22 protein-coding genes are annotated in these 24167 nt (G+C 53.3%); 7 read left to right on the forward strand and 15 right to left on the reverse strand.

Annotated features, from left to right (window positions below):
* Positions 1 to 17: 17 nt before the first annotated feature.
* Entirely contained in the window at positions 18 to 1523 is a 1506-nt protein-coding gene (locus tag A3OW_RS0119360) for a sensor domain-containing diguanylate cyclase (protein WP_020565115.1), read from the reverse strand.
* A 451-nt stretch (positions 1524 to 1974) separates the two neighbouring features.
* Here A3OW_RS0119360 and A3OW_RS0119370 point away from each other — a divergent pair, with 451 nt between their 5' ends.
* Together A3OW_RS0119370 and A3OW_RS0119375 are read left to right on the forward strand one after the other, a co-directional pair.
* The gene (locus A3OW_RS0119370; protein ID WP_026223743.1) at positions 1975 to 2574 is read left to right on the forward strand and encodes a GNAT family N-acetyltransferase; all 600 of its coding nucleotides are present in this window, start codon (positions 1975 to 1977) and stop codon (positions 2572 to 2574) included.
* Positions 2564 to 3430 carry a carbon-nitrogen hydrolase family protein gene (locus A3OW_RS0119375; RefSeq protein ID WP_020565118.1) on the forward strand — a complete coding sequence of 289 codons (867 nt, stop codon included), beginning with the start codon at positions 2564 to 2566 and terminating at the stop codon, positions 3428 to 3430. The genes A3OW_RS0119370 and A3OW_RS0119375 overlap by 11 nt, the downstream gene beginning before the upstream one ends.
* On the opposite strand, the gene rpoS is transcribed toward A3OW_RS0119375, so the two are convergent.
* Genes rpoS through A3OW_RS0119390 form a run of 3 tightly spaced genes read right to left on the reverse strand, consistent with a single transcriptional unit; the run spans position 3423 to position 5946 of the window.
* Positions 3423 to 4406: an RNA polymerase sigma factor RpoS gene (rpoS, locus tag A3OW_RS0119380; protein WP_020565119.1), complete on the reverse strand. Its 984-nt coding sequence runs from the start codon at positions 4404 to 4406 to the stop codon at positions 3423 to 3425. The two genes, A3OW_RS0119375 and rpoS, sit on opposite strands and share 8 nt — an antisense overlap.
* Before the next feature lie 40 nt (positions 4407 to 4446).
* Positions 4447 to 5445, reverse strand: coding sequence for a peptidoglycan DD-metalloendopeptidase family protein (locus A3OW_RS28725; RefSeq protein ID WP_020565120.1), 999 nt, complete (start codon positions 5443 to 5445; stop codon positions 4447 to 4449).
* A 6-nt stretch (positions 5446 to 5451) separates the two neighbouring features.
* Positions 5452 to 5946 carry a DnaJ domain-containing protein gene (locus A3OW_RS0119390; RefSeq protein WP_020565121.1) on the reverse strand — a complete coding sequence of 165 codons (495 nt, stop codon included), beginning with the start codon at positions 5944 to 5946 and terminating at the stop codon, positions 5452 to 5454.
* Between the two features lie 108 nt (positions 5947 to 6054).
* Here A3OW_RS0119390 and mobB point away from each other — a divergent pair, with 108 nt between their 5' ends.
* From mobB to A3OW_RS0119405, 3 genes are all read left to right on the forward strand, one after another.
* On the forward strand, positions 6055 to 6579 hold the full coding sequence (mobB, locus tag A3OW_RS0119395) for a molybdopterin-guanine dinucleotide biosynthesis protein B (RefSeq protein WP_020565122.1): 525 nt from the start codon (positions 6055 to 6057) through the stop codon (positions 6577 to 6579).
* A complete protein-coding gene (gene moeA, locus A3OW_RS0119400) occupies positions 6576 to 7820 on the forward strand; it encodes a molybdopterin molybdotransferase MoeA (protein ID WP_020565123.1) in 1245 nt (414 codons plus the stop codon). Before mobB ends, moeA begins: the two co-directional genes overlap by 4 nt.
* Before the next feature lie 350 nt (positions 7821 to 8170).
* The gene (locus A3OW_RS0119405) at positions 8171 to 8671 is read left to right on the forward strand and encodes a hypothetical protein (protein ID WP_020565124.1); all 501 of its coding nucleotides are present in this window, start codon (positions 8171 to 8173) and stop codon (positions 8669 to 8671) included.
* Between the two features lie 133 nt (positions 8672 to 8804).
* Here A3OW_RS0119405 and A3OW_RS25460 read toward each other — a convergent pair whose 3' ends face one another.
* From A3OW_RS25460 to A3OW_RS25470, 4 genes are all read right to left on the reverse strand, one after another.
* Positions 8805 to 10070: a D-alanyl-D-alanine carboxypeptidase family protein gene (locus tag A3OW_RS25460; RefSeq protein WP_020565125.1), complete on the reverse strand. Its 1266-nt coding sequence runs from the start codon at positions 10068 to 10070 to the stop codon at positions 8805 to 8807.
* A 329-nt stretch (positions 10071 to 10399) separates the two neighbouring features.
* Complete coding sequence (locus A3OW_RS0119415) at positions 10400 to 11431, reverse strand: glycoside hydrolase family 17 protein (protein WP_020565126.1); 1032 nt, start codon at positions 11429 to 11431, stop codon at positions 10400 to 10402.
* A gap of 177 nt (positions 11432 to 11608) precedes the next feature.
* Positions 11609 to 13279, reverse strand: coding sequence for an FAD-binding oxidoreductase (locus A3OW_RS26620; RefSeq protein ID WP_020565127.1), 1671 nt, complete (start codon positions 13277 to 13279; stop codon positions 11609 to 11611).
* Between the two features lie 119 nt (positions 13280 to 13398).
* Positions 13399 to 14436, reverse strand: a complete 1038-nt coding sequence (locus tag A3OW_RS25470) for a globin domain-containing protein (RefSeq protein WP_198291338.1) — start codon at positions 14434 to 14436, stop codon at positions 13399 to 13401.
* A 43-nt stretch (positions 14437 to 14479) separates the two neighbouring features.
* Between A3OW_RS25470 and A3OW_RS28355 the strand changes: the two genes are divergently transcribed.
* Positions 14480 to 14695, forward strand: coding sequence for a hypothetical protein (locus A3OW_RS28355; protein WP_198291339.1), 216 nt, complete (start codon positions 14480 to 14482; stop codon positions 14693 to 14695).
* Positions 14696 to 15176: 481 nt separating this feature from the next.
* Here A3OW_RS28355 and glgB read toward each other — a convergent pair whose 3' ends face one another.
* Entirely contained in the window at positions 15177 to 17408 is a 2232-nt protein-coding gene (glgB, locus tag A3OW_RS0119430) for a 1,4-alpha-glucan branching protein GlgB (RefSeq protein WP_020565129.1), read from the reverse strand.
* A 370-nt stretch (positions 17409 to 17778) separates the two neighbouring features.
* On the opposite strand from glgB, the gene A3OW_RS0119435 reads away from it, so the two are divergent.
* Positions 17779 to 18447, forward strand: a complete 669-nt coding sequence (locus tag A3OW_RS0119435) for a M15 family metallopeptidase (RefSeq protein WP_020565130.1) — start codon at positions 17779 to 17781, stop codon at positions 18445 to 18447.
* A gap of 4 nt (positions 18448 to 18451) precedes the next feature.
* Here A3OW_RS0119435 and A3OW_RS27365 read toward each other — a convergent pair.
* The 6 genes from A3OW_RS27365 to A3OW_RS0119465 form a co-directional block, all read right to left on the reverse strand.
* Positions 18452 to 19565 (reverse strand): IS630 family transposase gene (locus A3OW_RS27365; RefSeq protein ID WP_085984322.1). Its coding sequence is split into 2 segments (ribosomal slippage): positions 18452 to 19139 and positions 19138 to 19565, totalling 1116 coding nucleotides; the frame shifts between segments, so codons are not numbered across the junction.
* A gap of 149 nt (positions 19566 to 19714) precedes the next feature.
* Positions 19715 to 20518: a cyclase family protein gene (locus tag A3OW_RS0119450; RefSeq protein WP_020565131.1), complete on the reverse strand. Its 804-nt coding sequence runs from the start codon at positions 20516 to 20518 to the stop codon at positions 19715 to 19717.
* A 54-nt stretch (positions 20519 to 20572) separates the two neighbouring features.
* Positions 20573 to 20725 carry a P-loop NTPase fold protein gene (locus A3OW_RS29165; protein WP_157386044.1) on the reverse strand — a complete coding sequence of 51 codons (153 nt, stop codon included), beginning with the start codon at positions 20723 to 20725 and terminating at the stop codon, positions 20573 to 20575.
* Positions 20726 to 20845: 120 nt separating this feature from the next.
* On the reverse strand, positions 20846 to 23545 hold the full coding sequence (locus tag A3OW_RS0119455) for a phospholipase D-like domain-containing anti-phage protein (RefSeq protein WP_020565132.1): 2700 nt from the start codon (positions 23543 to 23545) through the stop codon (positions 20846 to 20848).
* Positions 23546 to 23554: 9 nt separating this feature from the next.
* Entirely contained in the window at positions 23555 to 23965 is a 411-nt protein-coding gene (gene vapC / locus A3OW_RS0119460; protein ID WP_020565133.1) for a type II toxin-antitoxin system VapC family toxin, read from the reverse strand.
* The gene (locus tag A3OW_RS0119465) at positions 23962 to 24159 is read right to left on the reverse strand and encodes a type II toxin-antitoxin system VapB family antitoxin (RefSeq protein WP_020565134.1); all 198 of its coding nucleotides are present in this window, start codon (positions 24157 to 24159) and stop codon (positions 23962 to 23964) included. Before A3OW_RS0119465 ends, vapC begins: the two co-directional genes overlap by 4 nt.
* Between the last annotated feature and the right edge of the window lie 8 nt (positions 24160 to 24167).

Consider the following 24167-nt stretch of genomic DNA (forward strand, 5'->3'; position numbering starts at 1 on the left):
ACGGAGCCCCGGTGGACTCAGGTTCCTGCATGCACCCGGTTGCGGCCGGCGCGCTTGGCGCTGTACAGGCGCTCGTCGGCCAGATTGATGAAGTCTTCGCGGCTCTGAAAGTGCGGCTCGAACATCGCTACGCCGAAACTCATGGTGACCTGAATCGTCCGTCCGTCGTTCAGGCGGATGGGCGTCTGCTCAAGCCGGCTCCGGATACGTTCCGCGATGAGAGCCCCCGCCTGGGCATTGGCCACCTGGCAAACGACGATGAATTCTTCTCCTCCGGTGCGCGCCAGAATGTCGCCGGTGCGCAGGCAGTCGGACATCAGCAGCGCCGTCTTTTTCAGCACCGTATCGCCGATGCCGTGGCCGTAGGTGTCGTTGACCCGTTTAAAATGATCGATGTCGCCGGCTATGATCGACAGAGGACGTTGATTGCGCCTGGCGTCGGCCATTCTCTTGTCCACCATTTCGTAAAGGAAACGCCGGTTATACACGCCTGTTAGAGGGTCCTTGAGCGCAATTTCCAGCAGCTTGCGATTGGCTTCTTCCAGTTTCGTCGCCAAGCGGTCCGTTTTTTCTTTTTCTTCCTTCAGATGGCGCAGCAATTCTTCGTAGCTCAGGTTTATCGAGACCAATTTTTCATTGACTTTTTGCAGGATATCGAAATAGGAAGGAAAATTATCGGGATGGAAACCGAAAAGCTCGGCGACTTCCTTCACTTTACTGCTGATGCTGACGAAGATGTGATCGATGTCTTTGGGAGGCAGTTCCAGGATTTCTTCGAGTTCCTGCTTCAGCGTGCAGCCGGTTTTGGTGTCCTGATAAAACAAAGCGGTGATGCCGGCGGCCGCATAAACGACTTGGCACATCAGCAAGGTGCTTGGCTCGTAAGCCTTGGTCGGAATATGTTGGGTATGATGATATTCGACCGGTTTGATCAACAGTGGCGGTATCCTGGCTTGGCGCAGCAGCAAAGCCGAGATTTCGGCATGGGTCAAGCCGAAGTACTCCATCTCCAGGCTCAAGCGATCGGTCTCGCTGATTCCGGGCTGCATGAGTGCGTTGTATTCCTCCGGGAAATGCCGGTAAAGAAACATGTAGCTGATGTCGGTCAGCAAGCCTGAAACAAAACATTCTTCCTGCTCGGGGACGCCTCTTTTTTCGGCGAGCAGTCGGGCGGCCACGGCAGTAAAGAACGAACGTTCCCAGCGTTGATAGAGTTCCTGGCTGCCTTTGGATTTACTGATCTCGCTGAGCAGCGAAATGGACAAAGCAAGGGTGGCCACCGCTTTGAGTCCTAGTACGGCGACGGCCCGGTCTACGCTCGATACTTGCCCGTTGATGGAAAAGTAGCTTGAATTGGCTACCTGCAAAATTTTTGTCGTCAGTGACGGAGAAACTTTGATGACCTCGGCCAGATCGTTCAGCGTGGCGCTTTCCTGATTGATGATCTCGAGTACTTTCAACGTGATCGTCGGCAGTTCGGCAATCAGTCCTTTTTCGGCAATGTAGCGTTGAATGTCAATCATGATAATTTCCGTTTGCCCGCACCATCAGTAAGTTTTTGGTCATAATCGCCTTAATCGGGAAGTAGATCGGGATGCCGATGAGTTAAAAAAATTATTGATCTATCGGTAAAGTAGGTATTAGAGCAGGTGTTAGATTTTTGGAATATGTCGGATCATATTGAAATTTCTATATATTTTTGAAGATTTGTGTTGGAGTTAATCATAGAAGATTCCTTCTTTTCTGGCAAATCCGTAGAGAAGAAAATGGCGCTGCGCCGCTCCGTCCGCAGGCCGGCTCTCACGCTGCCGGTCCATTCGGGAGAGAAGGCCGCAAGGATGGAAGGTAGAATGCCGCCGGAACGGCGGATTTGTATGGCCGGCGTAAGCGGCCTGGAGCAAGCACGCCGGACTACGCAAGACAGGCAAAATTTTGGTAAAATATCAATCTTTTACATATCGATCGATTAACTCCATGTCCAAGACAATTCGCATTGAAAGATTTAGCGGCAAGGCAATAGAGCGATACATTCCGGAACTTGCGCGGCTTAGAATCCAGGTGTTCCGTGAGTTTCCGTATCTGTACGACGGCACCTACGAATATGAAGAAAAATATCTGCAAACGTATTTGAACTGCCCGCAAAGCGTGATTGTGATCGCATTCGACGGCGATAAAATCGTCGGCGCCTCGACTGCGATTCCGATGAAATTCGAGACCGAAGAACTGCAGAAACCGTTTATCGAACACGGCTACGATCTGAACGAAGTGTTTTATTGCAGCGAATCGGTGCTGGACAAAAATTACCGTGGATTGGGTATCGGCGTGCGTTTTTTCGAAGAAAGAGAGGCGCATGCACAGGAGCTGGGCGGCTTCAAGCACGTCACCTTCTGCTGCGTCGAACGGCCTGTGGATCATCCGCGCCGCCCGGCCGATTATGTGCCGCTCGACAAATTCTGGAACAAGCGCGGCTACGTCAAGCACCCCGAGCTTAAAACCACGTATCTCTGGAAAGACCTCGACGACGAAACGGAAACCCCGAAACCCATGACCTTCTGGCTGAAACATGAAAGTTAAGATAGCAGCGGCTCAATACGATATCGGCTTTTTCGACAACTGGCAGCGCTATCGGCAAAAGATCGAACGCTGGGTGGCCGATGCCGCCCGTTCGGAGGCGAGAATTCTGCTGTTTCCTGAATACGCCAGCATGGAGCTGGCCTCGCTGTTCGGACGGGATGTGTATTCGTCGCTGAGCCGGCAACTGACGGCGCTGCAGTCGGTGCTGGACGACTATCTCGCTTTGTTTCAGGGATTGGCCAGGCAGCACGGCTGCTACATCCAATCCGGCACGTTTCCGGTCAAAATGAAGGACGGCACCTACCGCAACCGGGCTTTTCTATTCATGCCCGGCGGTCAGGTCGATTATCAGGACAAATTGATGATGACCCGGTTTGAAAACGAACAATGGCTCATTCATCGCGGAGAGGAAATCAAGTGCTTCGATACGGACTTCGGAAAAATCGCCATCAATATCTGTTACGACAGCGAATTTCCTTTTTTGGCCCGGCAACAGGTCGAAGCGGGGGCCAACCTGATTCTGGTGCCCAGTTGCACCGACACGCTGGCGGGTTATCATCGGGTCCGGATCGGCTGCCAGGCCAGAGCGCTGGAGAATCAATGTTTTGTCGTGCAGTCGCCGACGGTGGGTTCGGCGCCCTGGTCGGAGGCCGTCGACGTCAACATCGGTGCGGCCGCCATTTATACGCCGGTGGATTATGGATTTCCGGACAATGGCGTGCTTGCCGTCGGCGAACTCAATGCGACGCAGTGGGTGATGGCGGAAATCTCGCTGGATGAAATCGAGACGGTGCGTGAACAGGGACAGGTCTTCAATTATCGGGACTGGCCGATGCAGTTTTTGTCGGTTAATTGAATATTGTTTCGAACGAGTAGCCGTTGAAGTGGAGAATCTCTTTCAGGCGTTTTAAACCGTCCATCTGAATCTGCCGGACGCGCTCGCGGGTCACGTTCAACTCCTGAGCCACTTCTTCGAGGGTTTCGCATTCGTACCCGCACAGTCCGTAGCGCCGGCAGATAACTTCCCGCTGCTTTTCGGGCAACTGGAAAACCCAACTGGAAATGCTTTCCCGAATGCCGTTTTCCTGTATCTGCTCGTCGGCGGACAGGCTGTCCTCGTCCGAAATCGATTCGACCAGCGGCTTGTCCATGTCCTTGCCGGTGGGCACGTCGACCGAAGTGACGCGCTCGTTGAGTTTGAGCATTTTTTCGACTTTGCTGACCGGCTTGTTCAGATGCTGAGCGATTTCCTCGGGAGTCGGCTCGTGATCGAGCACTTGCGCCAGATGGCGTTGCGCCTTCAGGTAGATGTTCATTTCCTTGACGATATGAATCGGCAGCCGGATCGTCCGGGTCTGATTCATGATGGCCCGCTCGATCGTCTGCCGGATCCACCAGGTGGCATAGGTCGAAAAGCGGAATCCCCGATCAGGATCGAATTTTTCCACCGCCCGGATCAATCCCAGATTGCCTTCTTCGATCAGATCGAGCAGCGGCAGTCCGCGGTTGAGGTAGCGTCTGGAAATTTTCACGACTAGGCGCAAATTGCTTTCGATCATGACCTTACGGGCATCGGGATCGCCCCGCAAGGCTTTCGCGCCGTAGTGCTTTTCCTGGTCGGCCGTCAACAATTTCGACCGGCCCAGCTCGTTCAGATAAACCCGGGTCGCATCCAGATGATCGTCCCGCGATTTGACCGACGGCATATCGTCCAGATCCAGCATGTCGTTCAAGTCGGCTTTTGCGTCAAAGTCGTCTTCTTCAAAAAACAGGTCATCCTCAAAAGGGAGATTAATATCATCTTCAGAGGGATCTATTAATTCTTCTTTCATATTAACTCCCCGGTTTTCAGGCTATCTATATTGATGCGATTCATTTGTCTGGCAACAAGGAAAGCGGGTTGACCGACTTTCCGTTTTTTCTAATTTCAAAATGCAGCACGGGCTTTTTCGATACCGCCGCGCCGAGTCTGGCGATATCCTGGCCTCTTCGTACTTTCTGTCCTTCTTTGACCATCAGGCTGCTGTTGTTGGCGTAGGCGCTCAAATAGTCGTTATTGTGTTTGATGATCAGTAAATTACCGAATCCAATGAGGCCTTGTCCGCTGTAAACGACTTTTCCGGCTTCCGAAGCCTTTACCGTCTGTCCGCGAGTGCCGAGGATGTCGATGCCTTTACTATCGGTTTGGGAAAAATTTTTTTTAATTTTTCCTTTTAGCGGCCATTGAAAGCTTAACATTAGCATATTTTTACTATCAATTGAAATGGCTGAATTTTTTTTCAATTTGATGCGTTTTTCCGACGAGACGGCCTTTTCCTCGGTAGGGGATCGCCGGACGGTTTTTTTGCTTCTGCGGGTGGAATTGGTCGAGATCGCAGCCGCCGGCTTTGTCTTGCCGTTTCGTGTTCCGGAGGGATCGTCCGTCAGGGGACGGCTGGGCCTGTTGCCGTGCTTTCCATCCGGCGGCTGAGGCGGCGGTGCCGGATGACGGTTCGCGATCGGCACGTCCGGCCGATCGCCTGGAAGTTCAACGGCATGGGGCAGGGCGCCGGGTGATTCGACCGTCTGAAGTTTCGTCCCGGACGGTATCGGTGCGGCTCCGGAATGATTCGATTTTCGGCTCTTTTCTTCCGGCCGGCCGCTATTATCAACCTTATTTTTAGCGCCGTCGACCTGATTTTGTTCGGTGGCCGCAGTCGTTTCACGACCCGGCAAGCCATTCCGGTATGGGCTTTCCGTTTCCTGGGTGAAGCTGCTGAAACGCTGATTGTGCACGACGACCGGAGCGAGATCCGCGCGAGGCGTACAGCCGGACGTCAGCAACAGAAACGACGCCGAAATCAATCGGAAAAAGCAGGGGTTTAAATCCATGGCGCGTTATTTTTTTAACAAAATCTTTTTGGCCAAATTGATTTTGGCCGCCAGATAATCCGATCCGCCTCGGTCGGGATGTATTTTTTGCATCAATCTTCGGTGAGCGGCAAGGATTTCCTGCTCGGAGGCGCCGGCTTTGAGCCCCAGGACTTCATAGGCCTCGGCAATCGTCATGCCGTCCTTTACGCCGGGAGGGCGCTGATAGCCCCGTTTGCGCTGATTGGCGGCCGTCCACTCCAGCCACAACCGGTGCAATTGGGGGGCGTATTGGAGAAGAACCGGGAGCAGCCTGAACAGGGTGGCCATGACGACCCCTGCGAGAGCAGCGAGCCAGCCCAGCCATCCGGCGAAAGCGGAATACAGAAAGGCGAGCAATGCCATGATCAGCAGCAGGGATTTGAAGTGGCGAGCCAGAACCGCCGGCGACGTTTTCAAAAAGGTCCGCAAACCATAAAATGCGACGACGAGCAGAAAAAGAATCAAAACGATACGGATCAATGCTTACTCCGGTATTATACATGTCCAGAACGCTCTTCACATGGTACTAGGATAAATAATACCTTAGAATAGGGCGTCCTCCGCTAACCAACCCATGTTTTACTCGATATGAAAAATGTTCTCGTCCCTGTTTTGGGTTTTGCCGCCGCCAGCGGTACCGGGAAGACCACGTTGCTGGAGCAACTCATTCCCATGTTGAGACAACGGGGATTGAAGGTCGGTTTAATCAAACACAGCCATCACAGCTTTGACATCGACCATCCGGGAAAAGACAGCTTCCGCTTGCGTGCAGCCGGAGCGTCTCCGGTGATGCTGATATCGCGGAAGAGGCGCGCCATCATAACCGAATTTGCCGCTCAAGACGAACCCCGGCTGGACGACCAGCTCAAGGCGTTCGACCAGACCGGCCTGGACCTTATTCTGGTGGAAGGATTCAAGTCGGAACCGATTCCCAAAATCGAGCTGCACAGAGAAGCTCTGAATCGGCCGATGCTTTATCCCGAAGATCCCCATATCTTCGCGGTTGCCAGCGACAGTCCTTTAGCCTTGCCGGGCCGTCTGGTCCGGCTGGACATCAATCAGCCGAGGCTGATCGCCGAATTCGTTTTGAACTGGAGCGCGAGCCGTCAATGAAGGATCGTTGCAGCCTGGAACCGAACCCGCTTCTGTCCGTCGAGGAAGCGAGAGAGAACATAGTCGCCGCGGTCGAGTCCGTGGCGGGACGGGAAAAAACCTCTTTGAACGAGGCGCTCGGGCGCATCCTTTCGCAAACCGTTTATTCGCCGATCGACATTCCCTGCGACAGGAACTCGGCGATGGACGGCTATGCCTTCAGCAGCCGCGACATCATGCCGGGGCAGCCTTTCAGCTTGCGCCTGGCCGGCAGCTCGTGGGCGGGCCGGCCGTTCGACGGTCAATTGCAGGCAGGCGAATGCATCCGGATCTTTACCGGAGCCGTGGTGCCGCCGGCGGCCGATTCCGTCGTCATGCAGGAAGCGGTGGCCGCCGAAGACCAAAACATTCTTTTTCCGGCCGATACCGCAGCCCGTCAAAACATCCGGGAGGCGGGCGAGGACGTTGAGCAGGGCGGCCTGCTGGTGACCGAAGGCAAAAAACTGACGCCCATGGACATCGCTTTACTGGCGGCCGCCGGTATTGTCGAGGTTGACGTGAAGCGGCGCCTGCGCATCGCTTATTTTTCGACCGGGGACGAGTTGACCGCGCTCGGTCGTCCTCTGGAACCCGGCAAGATTTACGACAGCAACCGTTACGGACTGGGCGGATTATTGAAGGATCCTGCATACAGCATCGCCGATCTGGGCCGCATCCCCGACAACAGAGAGCGACTTGCCGCCTGCCTGCTTGAAGCGGCAAGAAATTTCGACGTCCTCATTACGACGGGCGGCGTTTCGGTGGGAGAAGCCGATTACATGAAGGAGTTGCTGGCCGAACTCGGCCGGGTCCATTTGTGGAAAGTCGCGATCAAGCCCGGAAAACCCCTGGCGTTCGGCATGATCGACCGATGCTGTTATTTCGGCTTGCCGGGCAACCCGGTTTCCGTATTCGTCACCTTCCATCAACTGGTCGAGCCGGCGTTGAGACGGCTTTCGGGTACGCATCCGGGCCAGCGTTTGCGGATCAAGGCGGTTTGCACTTCCAGGCTGAAAAAAGCGCCTGGCAGGCAGGAGTTCCAGCGCGGCATTCTTGCCCAGAATGCGGACGGCGATTATTTTGTGTCGGCGGCGGGCGGCCAGGGCTCTCACCGGTTGGAACCGATGAGCCGAAGCCAGTGTTACATCGTGCTGCCGGCCGATTGCCGGGGAGTGCAGCCCGGCGAAACGGTTCTGGTCGAGCCGTTCGGTCTGTTTCTGTAAGGCCGGCGGTTTTTGATCCGGCGACAGAAAAATTCGCCGATGGCTTTTAGAGAAATAAAGCCGTTTTTATCCCGGCAGCCTGTGTATAACTTTGTGGATAAGGTCTAGACAACTTGTTCAGAATCGGCCATTGGCTTCTTCTTCGGTCGATCGGTATAAAAAATCTTATATTATAATCAATGAGATAATTCTAATTGGCTGATGAATTCCACAGCGCATGGCGAATAAACAAGGCTTGGCCGCTTCAATTAATTCTGTGCATAATCATGTTGCGCTAAGCTTATGATTATGATGTCGATCACGCTGGGCCGAATCCCCGGTATTTATTTACATTATTTCCCGGACTCTTCATGTTGCTATTCATCGCTGCCAGTCTCGCTTTAAGTTTTATTGTGCAAACGGAGAGTCCTTTGCGGGACATTCTGGCTTCGCCCGTTTTTATTTATATCGGTTTGTCGGGAGCCGTGCTCGCGATTGTCGGCATGATGCTAAAAAGAGGAGCGCAGCGGCTCTGGTACGAATTCTTTTTCATCAGCAGTCTTATCACCTGGTACGCTTATTGGCAGCCCATTTTCGGGCGGGACTCTCCGATGTTCTTTTTCTTCCCGATTTTTTTTGCCGGCATGACCGTTTTCGTTTCGCTGGTTTTCATCAATCAACGCGACAAGCTCGATCAGGACACGTTGCATCGGATGCGCCTGTTATCCGGGCAGGCCGGATTGCAGCCCTGGATTCTGATGATTTGCGTTTTGGCCAGTCTGGAACTGCAGGACCATTATCTGGTTTATCCGATTCTGACGACGATATTGCTGCTGAGATTCAGTTTGTCGAGTTGCTGCGAGGCGCTTTAGCGGGACGGCAGGCCGGGCGTGAAGAGGGTATTGCCGTTAAGTCAAGGAGTTCCGCAGCCAGGACAAGTTTATCCCGGGCCTATCGAGGTGCGCAGCGCATCCGGCGGCAGCGTTCGTCGGGGATATCTTCGGCTTAGCCGGGGCGGTGATAATGCTTGCTCTTTCCCGTCCCGGTGCTGGCCAGTTTTTTACTTCCGGACTTGCCGGCGATTTTTTTAGCCTTCACCGTTTTCGATGACTTCCCGGCCGAGGCAAGACGGGTTTTGCCGGACTTGGCGAGTTTGGTTTTGGCGGCGCCGGACCGGGCTTTTTTGCTGCCGGCGGCCTTTATCCTGGTGCTTGCGTTTTTACTCCTGGCGGCTACCCATTTTTTACTGCCATATTTTCGTTTGCCGGCCAGTTGGGCTTTTTGAACCTTGCTGTAACGCTTGGTACTCTTGCCGGCCGATCTTGTCTTTAGATATCGTGGCTTGAGATCTTCGTTTTGGGCCAGGGACGACACCGGAGAGTTTCTGGCGCCTTTGCCGCAGTCGAGCTGATAAGGCGGTTCGCCGCCGTAGCCGGCCGGGATGGCATCGATGTTCCGCCCGGCATCGGCCGTATACCGGTTGCTGAAGCCGTTATCCATCATATTCATCATGAGTTGATAACGCTCGGCGCTGGTCATCCCCCCCAATACTACGCCGATCAGATGCTTGCCGTTTTGATGGGCGGCGCCGATCAGATTGAAACCGGAGCCGCAGGTAAAGCCTGTCTTCATTCCTTCCGCGCCGGGATAGCGGGCGGTAAACTTGTTGATTCCGCGCAACTCCCTACCTTTATAAAAAAAACTGTGGCTGGAAAAATAAGGATAGTATTCCGGGAAATGGCGTTGAATTTTCCACGCGAGGATGGCCATGTCGCGGGAGGTCGTCACTTGCTGTTCGTTGGGAAGACCGGTCGCATTCATGAAGCGGGAGCTGTGCATGCCCAGCAAGCGCGCCTTGGCGGTCATTTTGCGCGCGAAATTTTCCTCGGTGCCGCCCAGATGTTCGGCCAGGACGACCGCGGCATCGTTCGCGGAACGGGTGATCAATGCCAGAATGGCGTCTTCGACGGTCAGTGTTTCTCCTGCCCTCAAACCCAGCTTGCTGGTCGGCTGGCGGGAGGCATGGGCGGAGGCGGTCATGTTGTCGTACAACTGGATCTGTCCCGTATTGAGCGCTTCGAAAGTCATATAAAGCGTCATGACTTTGGTTAACGACGCCGGATACCAGGGCTGCGTCGCCTCCACCTCATGCAGGACGTTGCCGGTGTCCGCATCGATCATGATCGCGGCATAACGTCCATAACTGGCTCCCGACATGAACAACAGCCAGAGCGGCAGCAAAATAAAAAGAATCGATTTCGATTTAAGCATTAAACGGGCTTCTCAAAATTTATTATTAAAGTTATACGGTTGAAAACGAGCACAGCTTTCAGACTCTATGTGCATGAGCGCAGAGTTGAATTGAGCAATCGGCTGTGTTCAGAGAGTTTCGGTTTTTAATACGACGGCAAGACGTTCATAAAAACCGGGAATTTGCTTTAAACAATAGTGTAGACGTTTTTTAATCGATAATGAGTTTACCTCAAACGTCTGGCCGGACTTATTTGAGCAATTTATAAAGAGTCAACCTCAAAGTATTCTAATTATATAGTATTTTGCCTAAGCCATGATAGAAACAACTCGGCCGGGCCCCGGCCGGCTTATTTCTTCGGGGAGTGTTTTCCCGGAGCCGACAGGCCTGGCATGCAGGCATAAGGCGGCTGGCCTTCGCAGATTCCCCAGGCGCCTCCGAACGAGCCTTCACTGCCGGACTTCCAGTTTTCCGAAAATGCTTCGAAAACGGTCCCGGACCAGCCTTTTTCCGCCAGTTTCCGGAAGGTGGACCGGATCACCTGTTGCTGATTCTTGCGGCCGGCGATGCCGCACCGCTCTCCGGTATGGATATTGGTTTCCGTGCCTCCTTCGGGACTGTGAGGCCAGCCGAATTCGGTCAGAATGACTTCCTTGCCGGGATAGGTGCGTCTGATTTCCGAAAGCCGTTCGATATGAAACTCGGCCGCTTTTTCGGCCGGCGTACAGGAATGGACGCCGGCGTGCTTGTTTTCCCACCACGGAAAAACATTGACTCCCACCCAGTCCACGGAGCGCGCGAACACCGTTTGTTGGCAGGGAGATGAGCGGTTACACCATTCCCACCAGATGTCGATCGTGGTGACGGGCTGAGTGACCCGAGCTTCCCGGAGCGCATCGAGGCAGCGGCTGATTTCGCCGTCGTACCGGTTGCCGTGGCGTGTTCTGACTTCCGAACCGCAACTGAGCCGGACGATTGTTTCTGGAAAAGCCCTGGCGACTTCGATCCCTTTGGCGATCGATTGCGAATTGGTGGCAACGTCTTTGTCGATCCAGAGAATGGCGACGACTTTAAGATGCCTTGCTTTCGCTTCCGGAAAAATAACGTCCAGACCGTTTAAGACGCCGTAGGTCATGATGCAGCGGAACGGAGTTTCCCGGACGATGGTATCCAGCAGTTGCCGGATCAACTCCGGCGAGGGAGGAGGCCCGTAATCCGGAGTCAGGCCGCCGACATAAGGGCTGAAGGCGACGCACTGCAGCGCGGATTGGCTCGGAGCGGGTTTGTCGACCGGCGGGCGTTCCGGTTTAAGTTCGCGTGCGGACAGAGTCTGGCAGGCCAGAATGAATAGGGCGAGAATCGGCAGCAGACCTTGTTTCATAAATCCCCTGAGAACGGCTCGATGGCGGCAGTAAAAAGAATGACGACTTATGATAATGGATTCCGGCGGAGCCTGTGTATCCCGGACCGATGACTCGAAGGCTGCCGGCCGTTTTGCTTACGCCGAAACGAAAAGGAAAAGCCGGGTTGATACCAAGGAACTATGGCGTTTCCATGCTCAGATATCGAGCTCAAGATCGGAAGCGGCGGTGCTCGAGCAGGTATAAACAAAACCGGCTTTGCGGGTTTTTTCGTCGATTTCGCAATGAGGGCCGATGCTGACCTGGCCTCGGCATTTGACTTCGCATTCGCCGCAACTGCCGCTGCGGCAACTGTAATCGATCTCGATGCCGTGCGCTTCGGCCAGTTCCAGAAGCGTGGTGTGTTCATCGGTGTCGACCGTTATGCCGGACTTGACAAAACGGACTTTGTGCAGAGTGCCTCTGAGCTGCGCAATTCCGCCGGTCTTGGCGGCAGGCGGGGCGGAGCGTCCCGAGCCGAAACTTTCCGTGTGATACCGCGACATGTCATAGCCCATGTCCCGCAAAATGCCGCTGAGAGATTGCGCAAACGGATCGGGGCCGCACAGAAAGACGTCGCGTTCAATAAGATCGGGTACGAACAAGTTCAGCATGGGGGCATTAATACGCCCGGTAAACCCGGTCCAATGCTCGGTTCCCGACCAGCTCGAGGTCAGCGTAAACGCGACCTGAAAGCGGCCGGTGCGCGCCGACAGCATCTCCAGCTCTTTGCGGAAAATAATCTCCTGCGGCGATTTGAAGGACGCCAGCAATTTGACGTCGACTTCCGCAGCGGTGTCCGCGATCCAGCGCAACATCGAAAGAATGGGGACGATGCCGCTGCCGGCCCCGATAAACAGCAGTTTTCGGGACGAGGATGCGAAACAGGTGAAATGACCCAAAGGTCCGGTTACGGTCAGCTCGTCACCCGGTTTGATCTGATTGCAGAACCAGTTGGACACCAGCCCGTCCGGTACTCTCTTGACGGTGATTTCCAGTAAATGGGGGCGCGAGGGACTGGACGACAGGCTGTAGGAACGTCTGACTTCCCGGCCGTTGACGTTCAGTATGAAGGTGACGTACTGGCCCGGTTTGTAGCAAAACAGGAGCGGCTGCACCGGCATCAGGCGAAAGGTTTTGCAATCGTGGGTTTCGTCGAGGATATCGACGACCCGTAACCGGGTAAGGCCCGGATTCCATGTTTTCAAACGCTCCAGGTTTTCGATCAGATGGATCCGCAGGGGAGTGGGCGCCACCGGCGGTGAATAAAAAAAGTCGGGGACGGCGTCGGGTTCCGATAAAGGCTGATTCTCTTCGCCGACAGGCGGTGCGCCGGCCAGTGAAAACGCCAGTCGATAGCCCGGCAGGTCTATGAGAATTCCGTCGTATAACTGAATCCGTTTTTTTAGCGGCAGTTTTTTTCTGTTCAGGTAAAGGCCGTTTTCGGCATCCAGGCTTTCCAGATAGAACTTTCCGGAGTCGTGGAGGATGACGGCGTGATAGGGCGCCATTTTATTGGATTCGAGCCGTAAATCGGCGCTCCGGTGTCGGCCGATCAGCGTGACCGGCGCCAGTCCCCGCACAGGAATTTCCAGGACGATCCTGCCTTTTTTGAATACCCTCATCACGTCGCCGGGTTGCTGATTCGGACCGATGCCGGCAAACAGCCGATTCAGCCAGTATTCGCTGGAATCCGTAAGGCCGGGGTGTTCCTTCGGTGCGTCGTTTCGGGTCGGGTGTGAAGGGGGCGCGGCTAAATCCTTGCCGGCAAAGAAGGATTTTTGCCAGAATAATTTACCGATGGCTTCGGCTTCATTTTTTGTCTTCATGGTGTCCCCTTTTTTATAGTTGTCGTTATTAAACCGGGGTGATGGTAAAAAGCGATGCGTTCCATCCTGCGTTCGCTCAATTTGCCGTTGAGCCTGAACATTGCGGCGACGTTTTTCGGTTACCGGTTCAAAACCGACTCGCGCGTGCCTTCCAGAATCTTCATTATTTCTTCTACCTGATCGGGCGGAATATTCACTTCGGTCACCGTTTCCCGAAAGAGCTCACAGACCCGATCGAAATGCACGTCGGACAGTCCGTATTGATCCACCAGGCGTTTGTGACTTGTCCTGAGATCGGCGCCGGTGTACTGGTAAGGCCCGCCGAAGGCCATAGTCAGGAAGGATTTCTGTTTCAGGCGCTGTTTTTCCATATCGACGTCCTGAAAAAAACGCCCGACCAGTTTGTCATGCAATACTTTCCGGTAAAACAGATCGGTACAGATCTCCAAGGCCTTGTCGCCGCCGATCCGATCGTACAGCGGAAGCTGCATCAGTTGAAAATAATCGCCGCCCTTGGCGGCGACGTCGTCGGTGCCCCATTCGATTTTCTTGTCCAGTTTTTTCATCAGGGGGATGTGTTTCGAACATTGAATGTAGGCTTCTTCCACCTCCACCATGACCCAGCGTTCCGGGCATTTCTTTCCTTCCTGATGAATTTCCTCGATGACGTCCTCGCTCAGCTTGTCCCGGCACTCGAGCAGTTCTTCGTTGCTGACGATCCGGACCTTGCCGTTGACGTGAAGCCCTACCGTATCCTGAGTGAAATCGATCATCAGCAGGGCAATATGAGGATTTTCCATCATGTTGCCGGTATTGGCGAACACGCCGTTGCCCCGATATTCCGGATAGATCAAGTGTTTGTCGCTCAGTACCCGGATAAAGCCGGGCTTGCCGAATTTCGACGTGCAATCGCACTCGCCGTGGCGGTCCGCCGTGGCGACGAACAGGAATTCCTGGCGCTGGATGAATTCCTGCATTTTGGGAGCCAGAAAATCCAGCACCTGCTTATGGTAGAAATTACAGGCGCGGTCCTGGGTTTGCCATTGTTCCTGAAGCCGGTGCTCGGCAGCGCAGCCGGGCAGGAGAGGCGGTTTTTCTTGAGCGGGTGCGCCTTCCTGTTTTGTCTTTCTTTTAGGTTCAGTGGCATTTTCGGACAAAAAAAGATCGTTTCCGGGTGGGCGGGCCGTCCTGAACCGGTGTTTGAAAAAAGCAAATTTTTCGGGCGTTGTCCAGGAAGGGCCTTCCTTGACTCCGGATGCGGCTGCCGCCAGGTTGATTTCTTCGTATGAGGTTGAGGAGTCGGATGGCTGGGGCGGGAGCTCATGCGAGGCTGAAGCTTTTGCCGTTCTGTTTTTATTTGGTTTTTTGAAAATAAATCTGCCCATGATCTTCTCCTTAAAAATGACAACAGGATGAGGGCTCATTTTACGGACGGGGTACGTCCTGGGTTGCAAACCTCGGCGACAGGCAATCCCGGCCGGCTAGCCATTTTCATTATTTTTTGTATGACAATTGTAACAATAATTTTATTTAACAGCTAAGATCATTTACTTAAGCAACGAATTTGGCTTCAAAACTTGTATTGACAAGGCCGGGCACACAGGAAAGAACGGCATCTCCAGCGTTTTTCCTCAGCTTGATGCCGGTTTTGGGTTTTGAAATTTTACGCAGACTCTGCGGATGAATGTGCGTCGATCTATCGGTAAAGAGCTTCTCGGGGCGGACTTCCAAAGCATTTCGGTTCGCGTGCAGGGGCGGGCAAATTCACTCGTGCCCTTAGGGTATTCGCCCGGATTGGGCGTCGAAGGCGAATAAATTCACCCTGCAATATGAAAGCACTCTAGCCGTCCGTGCCAGGCCGCCGAAGCCGGCGATCTGCCACTACGGCTTGCCGTTTTCAGGAGGAGGCAGATTTAGTAGAGGAGGGCGTTTTTTTAAGCGGTTTTGAATTGCCGGCCAGTTTAAGAATCATGCCTGCCAGAGGCGGCAGGGTCAGGCCGATGGAATAGGGCAGATTCATCCACGGTATCGGGTCCGACTCGGCCGATCCGTTGGTCACGTTGCTGCCGTCGTACCCACCGGAATCGGAATTGAGGATCTCTTTATAAGTGCCGGCCGCCGGCACGCCGATGCGGTAGTCGTGCCTGACCACCGGCGTGAAATTGAGCACGACGATGATCTCTTCATCGTCCGCTTTGCGGCGGTAACTGATGACCGATTGCTCCGCATCATGGCAATCGATCCATTCGAAACCCTGATGGTCGAAATCGTGCTTGAACAGAGAGGGATGTTTTTTGTAGAGGGCATTCAAATCTTTCAGCAGGGTCTGGACGCCTTGGTGATGAGGATAGTCCAATACATACCAATCCAGGGACTGATTGAAATTCCACTGCGTGCCCTGGCCGAATTCACAACCCATGAAGAGCAGCTTCTTGCCCGGATAAGTGAACATCATCGTGTACAGCAGGCGCAGATTGGCGAACCGCTGCCATTCGTCTCCGGGCATTTTATTGACCATGGAACCCTTGCCGTGAACCACTTCGTCGTGGGAAAAAGGCAGCGTGAAATTTTCGGTAAAGGCGTACAGCATGCCGAACGTCAATTTGTCGTGGTGGTATTTCCGATGCACCGGGTCCTCTTTCATGTATTCGAGGATGTCGTTCATCCAGCCCATGTTCCATTTCATCGAGAAGCCCAGGCCGCCGACCCAGGTCGGGCGGGTCACGCCGGGCCAGGCGGTCGATTCTTCGGCCATCATCACAGTGCCCGGATGCTGCTGATGAGTCACCGTGTTCAGCTCCCGGAAAAAATCGATCGCTTCCAGATTTTCATTGCCGCCGTACTGGTTGGGAATCCATTCGTTGTCTTCCCGCGAGTAGTCGAGGTACAGCATCGAGGCGACCGCATCGACTCGGAGGCCGTCCAGATGAAACTCCTCCAGCCAGAAAATGGCGCTGGACAGCAAGAAGTTTTTCACTTCGTTGCGGCCGTAATTGTAGATCAAAGTTCCCCAATCGCGGTGCTCGCCTTTGCGCGGGTCTTCGTGTTCATACAGCGGCGTGCCGTCGAAGCGGGCCAGAGCGAAGTCGTCCTTGGGAAAATGGGCCGGTACCCAATCGAGGATGACGCCGATATCGTTCTGATGGCAATGATCGATGAAATAACGGAAATCGTCGGGCGTGCCGAAACGGCTGGTGGGCGCGAAATAGCCGGTGGTTTGATAGCCCCAGGACGCATCCAGCGGATGTTCGGTAACGGGCAATAATTCGATGTGGGTGAAGCCGAGCTCTTTGACGTAATCGACCAGTTCCTCGGCCAATTGCCGATAGTCCAGATAATTGCCGGCCGAATCGTGTTTCCAGGAGCCCAGATGGACTTCATAAACCGACATCGGTTCGTGCAGCCAGTCGTGTTCCTTGCGTTGTTCCATCCAGTCCCGGTCCTGCCATTGATAACGATCGTCGGGTACGACGATCGAAGACGTATTCGGCCGCAGCTCGAATTGCCGTCCGTAAGGATCGGTTTTGACCAGAACTTGAAGGCTTTCTCGGTTTAAAATTTCGAATTTATACAGGCTGCCTTCCGGAATCCCGGGAATGAAAAGCTCCCACAAGCCGCTGCTGCCCAGATTGCGCATCGGATGGCAGCGTCCGTCCCAGCGGTTGAAGTCGCCGACGACGCTGACCCGCGCGGCGTTCGGTGCCCAGACCGAAAACAGAACGCCGGAGACGTCGTCGACCGTGTGCAGATGAGCGCCCATTTTCCGGTAGGCGTGCCAGAATTTGCCTTCGGCGAATAAATAACGGTCGAACTCGGGGAACTGGACGTCGAAGTCGTAAGGATCGTAGTCGGTGTGCCGGCCGCCGTTTTTATCGATCCATGCCAGTTGATAATGACGGGGCAATTCGTCGGGTTGTGCCAGGTATTCGAAAAAATCGGTTCCGGGCAATCGGGGAATCTCCACCTCGTTTCCGGCAAAACTGACCGATTCCGCATAAGGCAAATAAAGCCTGACCTTGACGAGCTTGCCGTCGGGATGGCGGCCCAGGACCGAAAAAGGGTCGTGATGCCGGGCTTCGATGATTTTGATGGAATCGGGATCAAGCTTGGGATGCGTTTGGGTTTCCATCGGAAGGCCTCAAGGTCGAAGGATAGGTGGCCCATGGTATCAAATTCGTTCGGGAAGCGGAGTGTAATCTGCAAACGGCCGTCATTTTAGTTATTTCTTTCAGGGAATTATTGATATAACTCATTGTTTTTTCAATATAAGTCTGAGTGTGGGGGCTTTGGCCGGCTGCCGTCCAAGCGGCGCCGGCTGCGGATTCCGGTCGGTCTCCGGCGGCCGCCGGTTCGGGCTATTTACATGGGGAAACGAAACGCTTTACCATGTCTTGAACAACCCAAGGGTTGCCGACAAAGTCTTCGCTGTTTCGCGGACAAAAGAAGGCGGATTTTCCGAAGACCTTTCCGTCATTTTACAGTGAGCTTATTTCCTAACGATGCGCCGGTTCACTCTTACCTTTGCGCTGCTTTTCTTACTTTTCGGCGGACGAGTCGAAGCCGCCGCCTTGCCTGCCGATTTTGTCTATTTGTCCGACGTTGCGCCGTCGATCGTGCTCGACATACGTTACGCCCGGACCGATAATTTCGTCGGCCGGCCGATCGACGGCTACGTCAGGCCGACGGCCGTCACGACGCTGGCCACGGCCGAGGCGCTCAAAAAAGTGCAGGCGGATCTTCAGCGTTTCGGGCTCGGACTGAAAGTGTTCGATGCCTATCGTCCCCAGAAGGCGGTCGACCATTTCGTCCGCTGGGCAAAAGACGAGCGCGACGTCCGGATGCAATCGAAATATTATCCGCGCGTAGCGAAGCGGGATTTGTTCCGGGAAGAATACATTGCCGCGCAATCCGGCCATTCGAGGGGCAGCACCGTGGACGTCACGCTGGTTTACCGCGAGGCCGGCGGTTTCTCCATCGAGCTGGACATGGGCAGTTCCTTCGATTTTTTCGATCCTCGCTCCTGGCCCGATTACCCGGATTTGACGGGCTGGCAGCGCGCCAACCGGATGCTGTTGCAAACGGTGATGGAAAAACACGGCTTCAAGCCTTATCCGAAGGAATGGTGGCATTTTACCTTGAACCACGAGCCCCATCCCGAAACCTACTAGTCAGTCACGAAGAAACACAAGGATACAGGCGAGCCAGTTTACGTCGTGCCTGTTGCGTCGTAAATCGCCAATTGACGGGCGTCGCCTTGGTGTTGCGCGGTAGGATATTGGCTTCGACCTCACGCCGGAGGCTCTCTGTGTCCGGTATCCGCTGTGATAAACACATGTTCGACAAGACGGCCAGTTCGATCTCAGCGATGTTTAGCCAACTGCCATGCTTGGGCGTGTAGTGGAACTCCAGCCGTCGCGCCAATTCACGGGCTTGCTCTGCTGGAAAGGCTTCATACAAAGACGCCATTTTATGGGTATTCAGATTGTCCAGCACCACCCGGATCACCGCCGCGTCCGGATAAAGTTCAGCGATATGCTTCATGCTGTGCGCGAATTCGATTTTGGTCCGCCGCGCGGTGATGTCCACCTGCCGAAAACCGCGTTTAGGTTCGCAGATCATCATCAAATCGCAGACGCCTTTCCGTTCATAGCCGGTGTCATAGCGGGCCGGTTGACCGGGCTCAGGCGGGAGAGGTTGGCGGACTTCCGCAATGAGTTGCTTCGGACTTTCGTCGAAACACACAACCGGGCGCAACGGATCGTAGGGTTCTTCATAAAGGTCCAGCACGTCTTCCATCGCCGCGACAAATTCAGCACTCACCTCGGGAATGCACCACTCTTGCTTCTGCCAGGGTTTGAGAGTGTTTTTTTAAAAGCTGACGGATGGTTTCATAGCTGCAACGGTCGGCATACGCTAATTCCACCACTTTGTCCGCCAACAACCGCAAGGTCCAGTGATCATGCCCTGTCGGCGCCTCACTACAAGCCAAGGCGATAATATGGGCGGCCTGCTTCTCCGTCAGTTTTGGGGCACGTCCTGGACGGGGGCGTTCTTTCAGGGCGGCTTCCGGGCCTTCTTCCACACACCGTTGGCGCGTCGTCAACACCATTGATTCCGAGACACCCAAAGCTTGGATAATGTCTTTATCCTGAATACCCGCTGCCGCTTTTAATAAAATTCGCGCGCGTGTCAGATGGCGTGCCGCGGCTTTTCCTTTGTTGATCATGGCTTCCAAGCCACGCTTTTCGTCTTCAGTCAGATTGACTTTGTATTTAAGAGCTGGCATTGCTTGACCTCAATCAGTAACCATCAATGCCACTATAGAGTGACTTACAAGCCCAATATATCCTTTTGATTTAAATTGACTGACTACTACTTCAACTTCGACGTCGAGTAGTTGACACGGAAAGATGCCCGTAGGGCGGGGGTAAAGGCTTATTGAGGAACTACGGTGGCGATGATTCGAAGCGGCGCGCCACTGCCTCCGGCGATTTTCATCGGCAGGGCGACGACGTAGAGGTTTGTCGCCGGCAACTGCTCCAGATTGGCCAGGTTTTCGAAACCCGCCTTGTTGTGGCCCAATAAGATCCGGTGCGTCAGAAACTCCCTGGATTGGCCGTAATCGATACTGGGCGTATCGAGGCCCAGAGCCTTGATCTTTCTCTGTTCGACCAGCCACTCTGTTGCCGCCGGCAGCACGCCGGGAAAATGCAGCTCCGGTATTGCCGCCTGTCCGGTTTTAGCGGTGCCGAAATAGCGTTCGCGGTCGGGATAAAACCGTCCGTAGCCGGTTCTGAACAGAATGATCGTATCGTCGGGTATCCTGCCGTGTGCTTGTTCCCACTGTTCGACGTCTTCCCGTTTGATCTGATAATCGCGGTCGGCCAGGGCCTTGCCGCTGACGTCGATCACCACGGCCGCGCCGGTCAGACTGGCTAAAGGCAGTTGATCGACGGTCAATTTGTTTTCCGCGAAATGAATCGGCGCATCGAGATGCGTACCGCCGTGCTCCGGCGTGCACAGGCTGTAGGAAGAATAATAATAGCCCAAAGGGGTTTGGCCTTCGGCTTCGGTCGTGTGTTCGAATCCGCGCTTGTTGTTGGGCCAGTACAGGGTCTTGCCGTCGTAGCGATGGCTGAGATCGATCCAGTGAATCTCGTTCGACGACACGACCGGATGTGGCGTTTGGGAACAGGCGGAGGCGATGCAGATAACGAAAATAAACGGCAGCTTGTTCATGGGCGGCTCAATGGTAACAATGGATGGCGAATGTGGACTTTATACACAAACTTGTTATTTTTCACCAGATCCATCTGTTTTTCGCAGGGATTCCGCGATCATTTTACCTAAAGAAGATTTACCTATACCCCAGCTTCCTGGTACTCCGATAAACAGCGGTTGTCCATCAGAGTGTCGAATAAGTCGAGCTGCCGTATCGGCGGCAATAGAAAAAACGAGTAGGTCGGTCGACGTGTTGACGTCACGTCACATGGACATCCTCTGGCATTGTAAGTGTTAATACCTGATCAAATTCACGATTCCAACAAATTTTTTCGATTTCGAAATTTACCATCCTCCTATCAACATTTTCCGCCGATCTTCGGCATCCAGCACCTTACTGCAACTCTCCCAGTCAATATCGGCAACCTGGCTGTAGCGTTCGTCAAAGGGGTGACGCTTGGGAATGCTGCGGATTTTACGTTGTGCCTCCTGCACGTCGCCCAGGGCTATGTCCACCCAGGCATCTTCAAGGATGTCCGGCACCTGACCAAACAATTCAAAAATATCCTCCAAACGTTCCGATAACAACTCATGCACCCGGTCTTCAACAGAGCCCCGGTAACGCATGTTATAAAGCAATACCTCATCACGAATTTGACCGATGCGCTGAATACGTCCTTTGCGTTGTTCCAGTCGCGTTGGGTTCCACGGTAAATCGAGGTTGATTAAGGTGCCCAGGCGTTGCAGATTAAGGCCTTCGCTGGCCGCATCGGTGCCTAGCACTAAACGCAACTCCCCGGTACGAACCAAGCGTTTGATTTCATCGCGAGGCAACCGCTTGAATTGACCATTTGTTAATATCCCTGAACGATTGCTCCCCGCATAAATTGCAATCTGTTCGTCGGGAACATGATGTTCGGATAGTTGATTGGCCAGCCACCATACTGAGTCATAGTATTGCGAAAAAATGATGCAGCCTAGTTCCAGCCAGCCTTTATCAAACAAATAATCCACTACTTTCTGATACTTGGGATCATTTTCATGATCGGATTCCAATGCGCTTAGACATTGCTGCAATAACTTGATTTCGAGTGCAGTCAGGTCTTTCATGGTTTCGGCGGCGAGACTTTCCGTATCGTCTTCATCTTCCGACGCTATCAGGTCGCTATCGGCATCGGTGTTCCATTCATTCAGCAATTTTTCGATGGTTTTGTGGCCTGCATACATCGTGCTACCGATACGTCTCAAAAGCAGCGTTTTAAAAAAACCGGCGCCTTTGACCCTTTTACTGAGCTCAGTACAAAACTCTTCAGCCAAGGTGTAAGCGCGTTGAAAATAAAACGGCAAAGCGATCGACTCATGGGCTTGCTCGCCAAACAACCTGACCTTTACCGGTTGCAGATAGGGCTCGCCCGTTGCAGGATCGATGGTGTGTTCAAGATAGGCGCGAGTTCGGCGAATTATATGCAAAATGAAAGGATTAAACTCTCGGCCATAGTTGCCAAGTACACGCCGGATTTGAGTTTTATCAGGCCCTGACAACTGGTTGTAGCTTTCCGCGGAGGCAATGTAATCACTCGGTTTTAAACCCAAACGGCGGCGCAGCAATTTAAAACTGGCGTGCTCGCGTTCGTGGGGCAACGGATTTCGTATCCATTCCCACGCGAGGGCTTCCGAATTCAAGAATGATGTTTCGCCCATTACCAAGGGCACGGTGTTTTCGGCATTGCGCCAAGGACTCCAGGTATCGCCCAAGACTTGATCATTGCCTTGGGCCAACACGCTTAATAAATCGAAGGCCTCGATAGGATGCAACTGCACGGGCGTCGCCGTTGCCAACAGCAGGCTTTTGGTTTTCACCGCTATTTTCAGCAAAAAAGCCATCAAATTATTCGGCTCGGCTTTTTCTTCAATAGACTTGTCGCTCACCTTACGTCGACGTGAGCGATGCGCCTCATCAACAATCACGCATTCATACTGCAAATCCAACAGAAAATCGGCAACATTGGAGCCTGAAGTAATCAAGCCTTGCGAGACAATGCCTAATTTACGCGGACATTTGGTAATACTCTCAAGTCCAGTGGCAGGCCAAACAATTCCTTGCTCGTCAATCCAGTTTTTCCCTGTCCAAATGGCCGATGGCAAAGCCAGCAATTCCATCAATTCATCCTGCCATTGCAGCAATAAAGGCTTCGGCGCCAGAACTAATACCGGCTTGTTGCCGGTCATTGCCATCAACATGCCGGCCAGGGCTAACTGAACCGTTTTACCCAACCCTACTTGATCGGCCAATACATAACGCGCGCCGCCTTGCTGATGATCGGCAAAAGCGCGTTGCACAAAAAACTTCTGGTGCGGCCACAAGCCTAACTCTTTTCGATAAACCGGGGTTTCTACAATGGCTTGTTCAGGTGCCGGATAAGCCTGCCACTCTATCGTTCCGACAGTCTCGCGCTCGGCAATACGCTTGATGTCGGCAATCACAAAATCGCTTAAAGGGACGGCATGATGATGATTCCACAAGGTGTCGAATTCGTGCTGAACCCACTCCACGGCATCGGGGGAATCATCCTCCCATAACAGCTCATAATTCAGCTTCCATGCCGTCAGCGATTCGTTAATACTGCCTAGAAAACAGGTTTTAGAGCCGTCCTTTAAAGTGATAACGCCCGCTTTGCCATGGACCAAACCGAACGTGGCATCGGGCAATACCCGTATTTGCAATTTACCCGAGATCAAATAATCGTACAGTTTGCGGAAACGCTCCCGATTCGCTTCCGGCAGCAATTCCGGCTCGCCTGCGCACCATGATTTACGCAACGCTTGTTGCGCGGCCTTGGCGGTACTGACATCGATAGCGTCTAAATCGGAATTGCAAATAACACGAATTTTACCGCTGACTGAGTCCAACGCTTCGCCCGCCACTTCAAAAATGCTCGATCTGAAGTAACCGGCAATACGGTCATAGGACTCTGCGTTTTGCAGTTTTTGATTTAAAAAACTGCCGTCTAAAGGAGTTTGGCGGGAAGAGTAGCGGGTAATCATTCGATGCTATCAAGCCGTTGTTGCGGGGTATAACTTGATAGGCAAGTGTCGCTGATAAAATCCAAAATCCTTATCGGTCGTAAAGTTGGGCACGCTTAACCGCACTGCAACCGCGCAGATCAGCAAATCGATGTGCGATCCTTGAACGCCTTTTTGACGACATTCATTGTAGAAATTAGCGGCATTAATATAATCTTCGTCCAGAACGGCTGTGTTCTCGAAATAACTCAACTTAGTTTTTAAGACCTCAAACTTGCTCGGATCACTATAACCCGACAAGATTTCCTGCCGAATAGGGCCAATTATCAGCACGCGCTGATCTGAGATTAAAGTTTCCAAGCTCTTTACCTGAGCTTCGAATTCCGGTTTTTTAGAACGGAGTGCGTGCGACCAGATGCAGGTATCGACCAATACTTTCAAGAAAGCCACCCCTTCTTATAATCATAATCTGGGTCTGGATCGAAATGACCGAAGAGGTCAATAATTTCCAATTGCTTACGGCGGTTGATAAATTCTTTTAGCGCCGTCACTACGGTATCTTCCTTCGTTTTGAAATGGCCGAGGGTTAGTGCCTCATTAATTAATTCATCATCAATAGCAAGATGTGTTGTCATAATATTTT

The sequence above is a fragment of the Methylosarcina fibrata AML-C10 genome, from assembly GCF_000372865.1.
Lineage (GTDB): Bacteria > Pseudomonadota > Gammaproteobacteria > Methylococcales > Methylomonadaceae > Methylosarcina > Methylosarcina fibrata.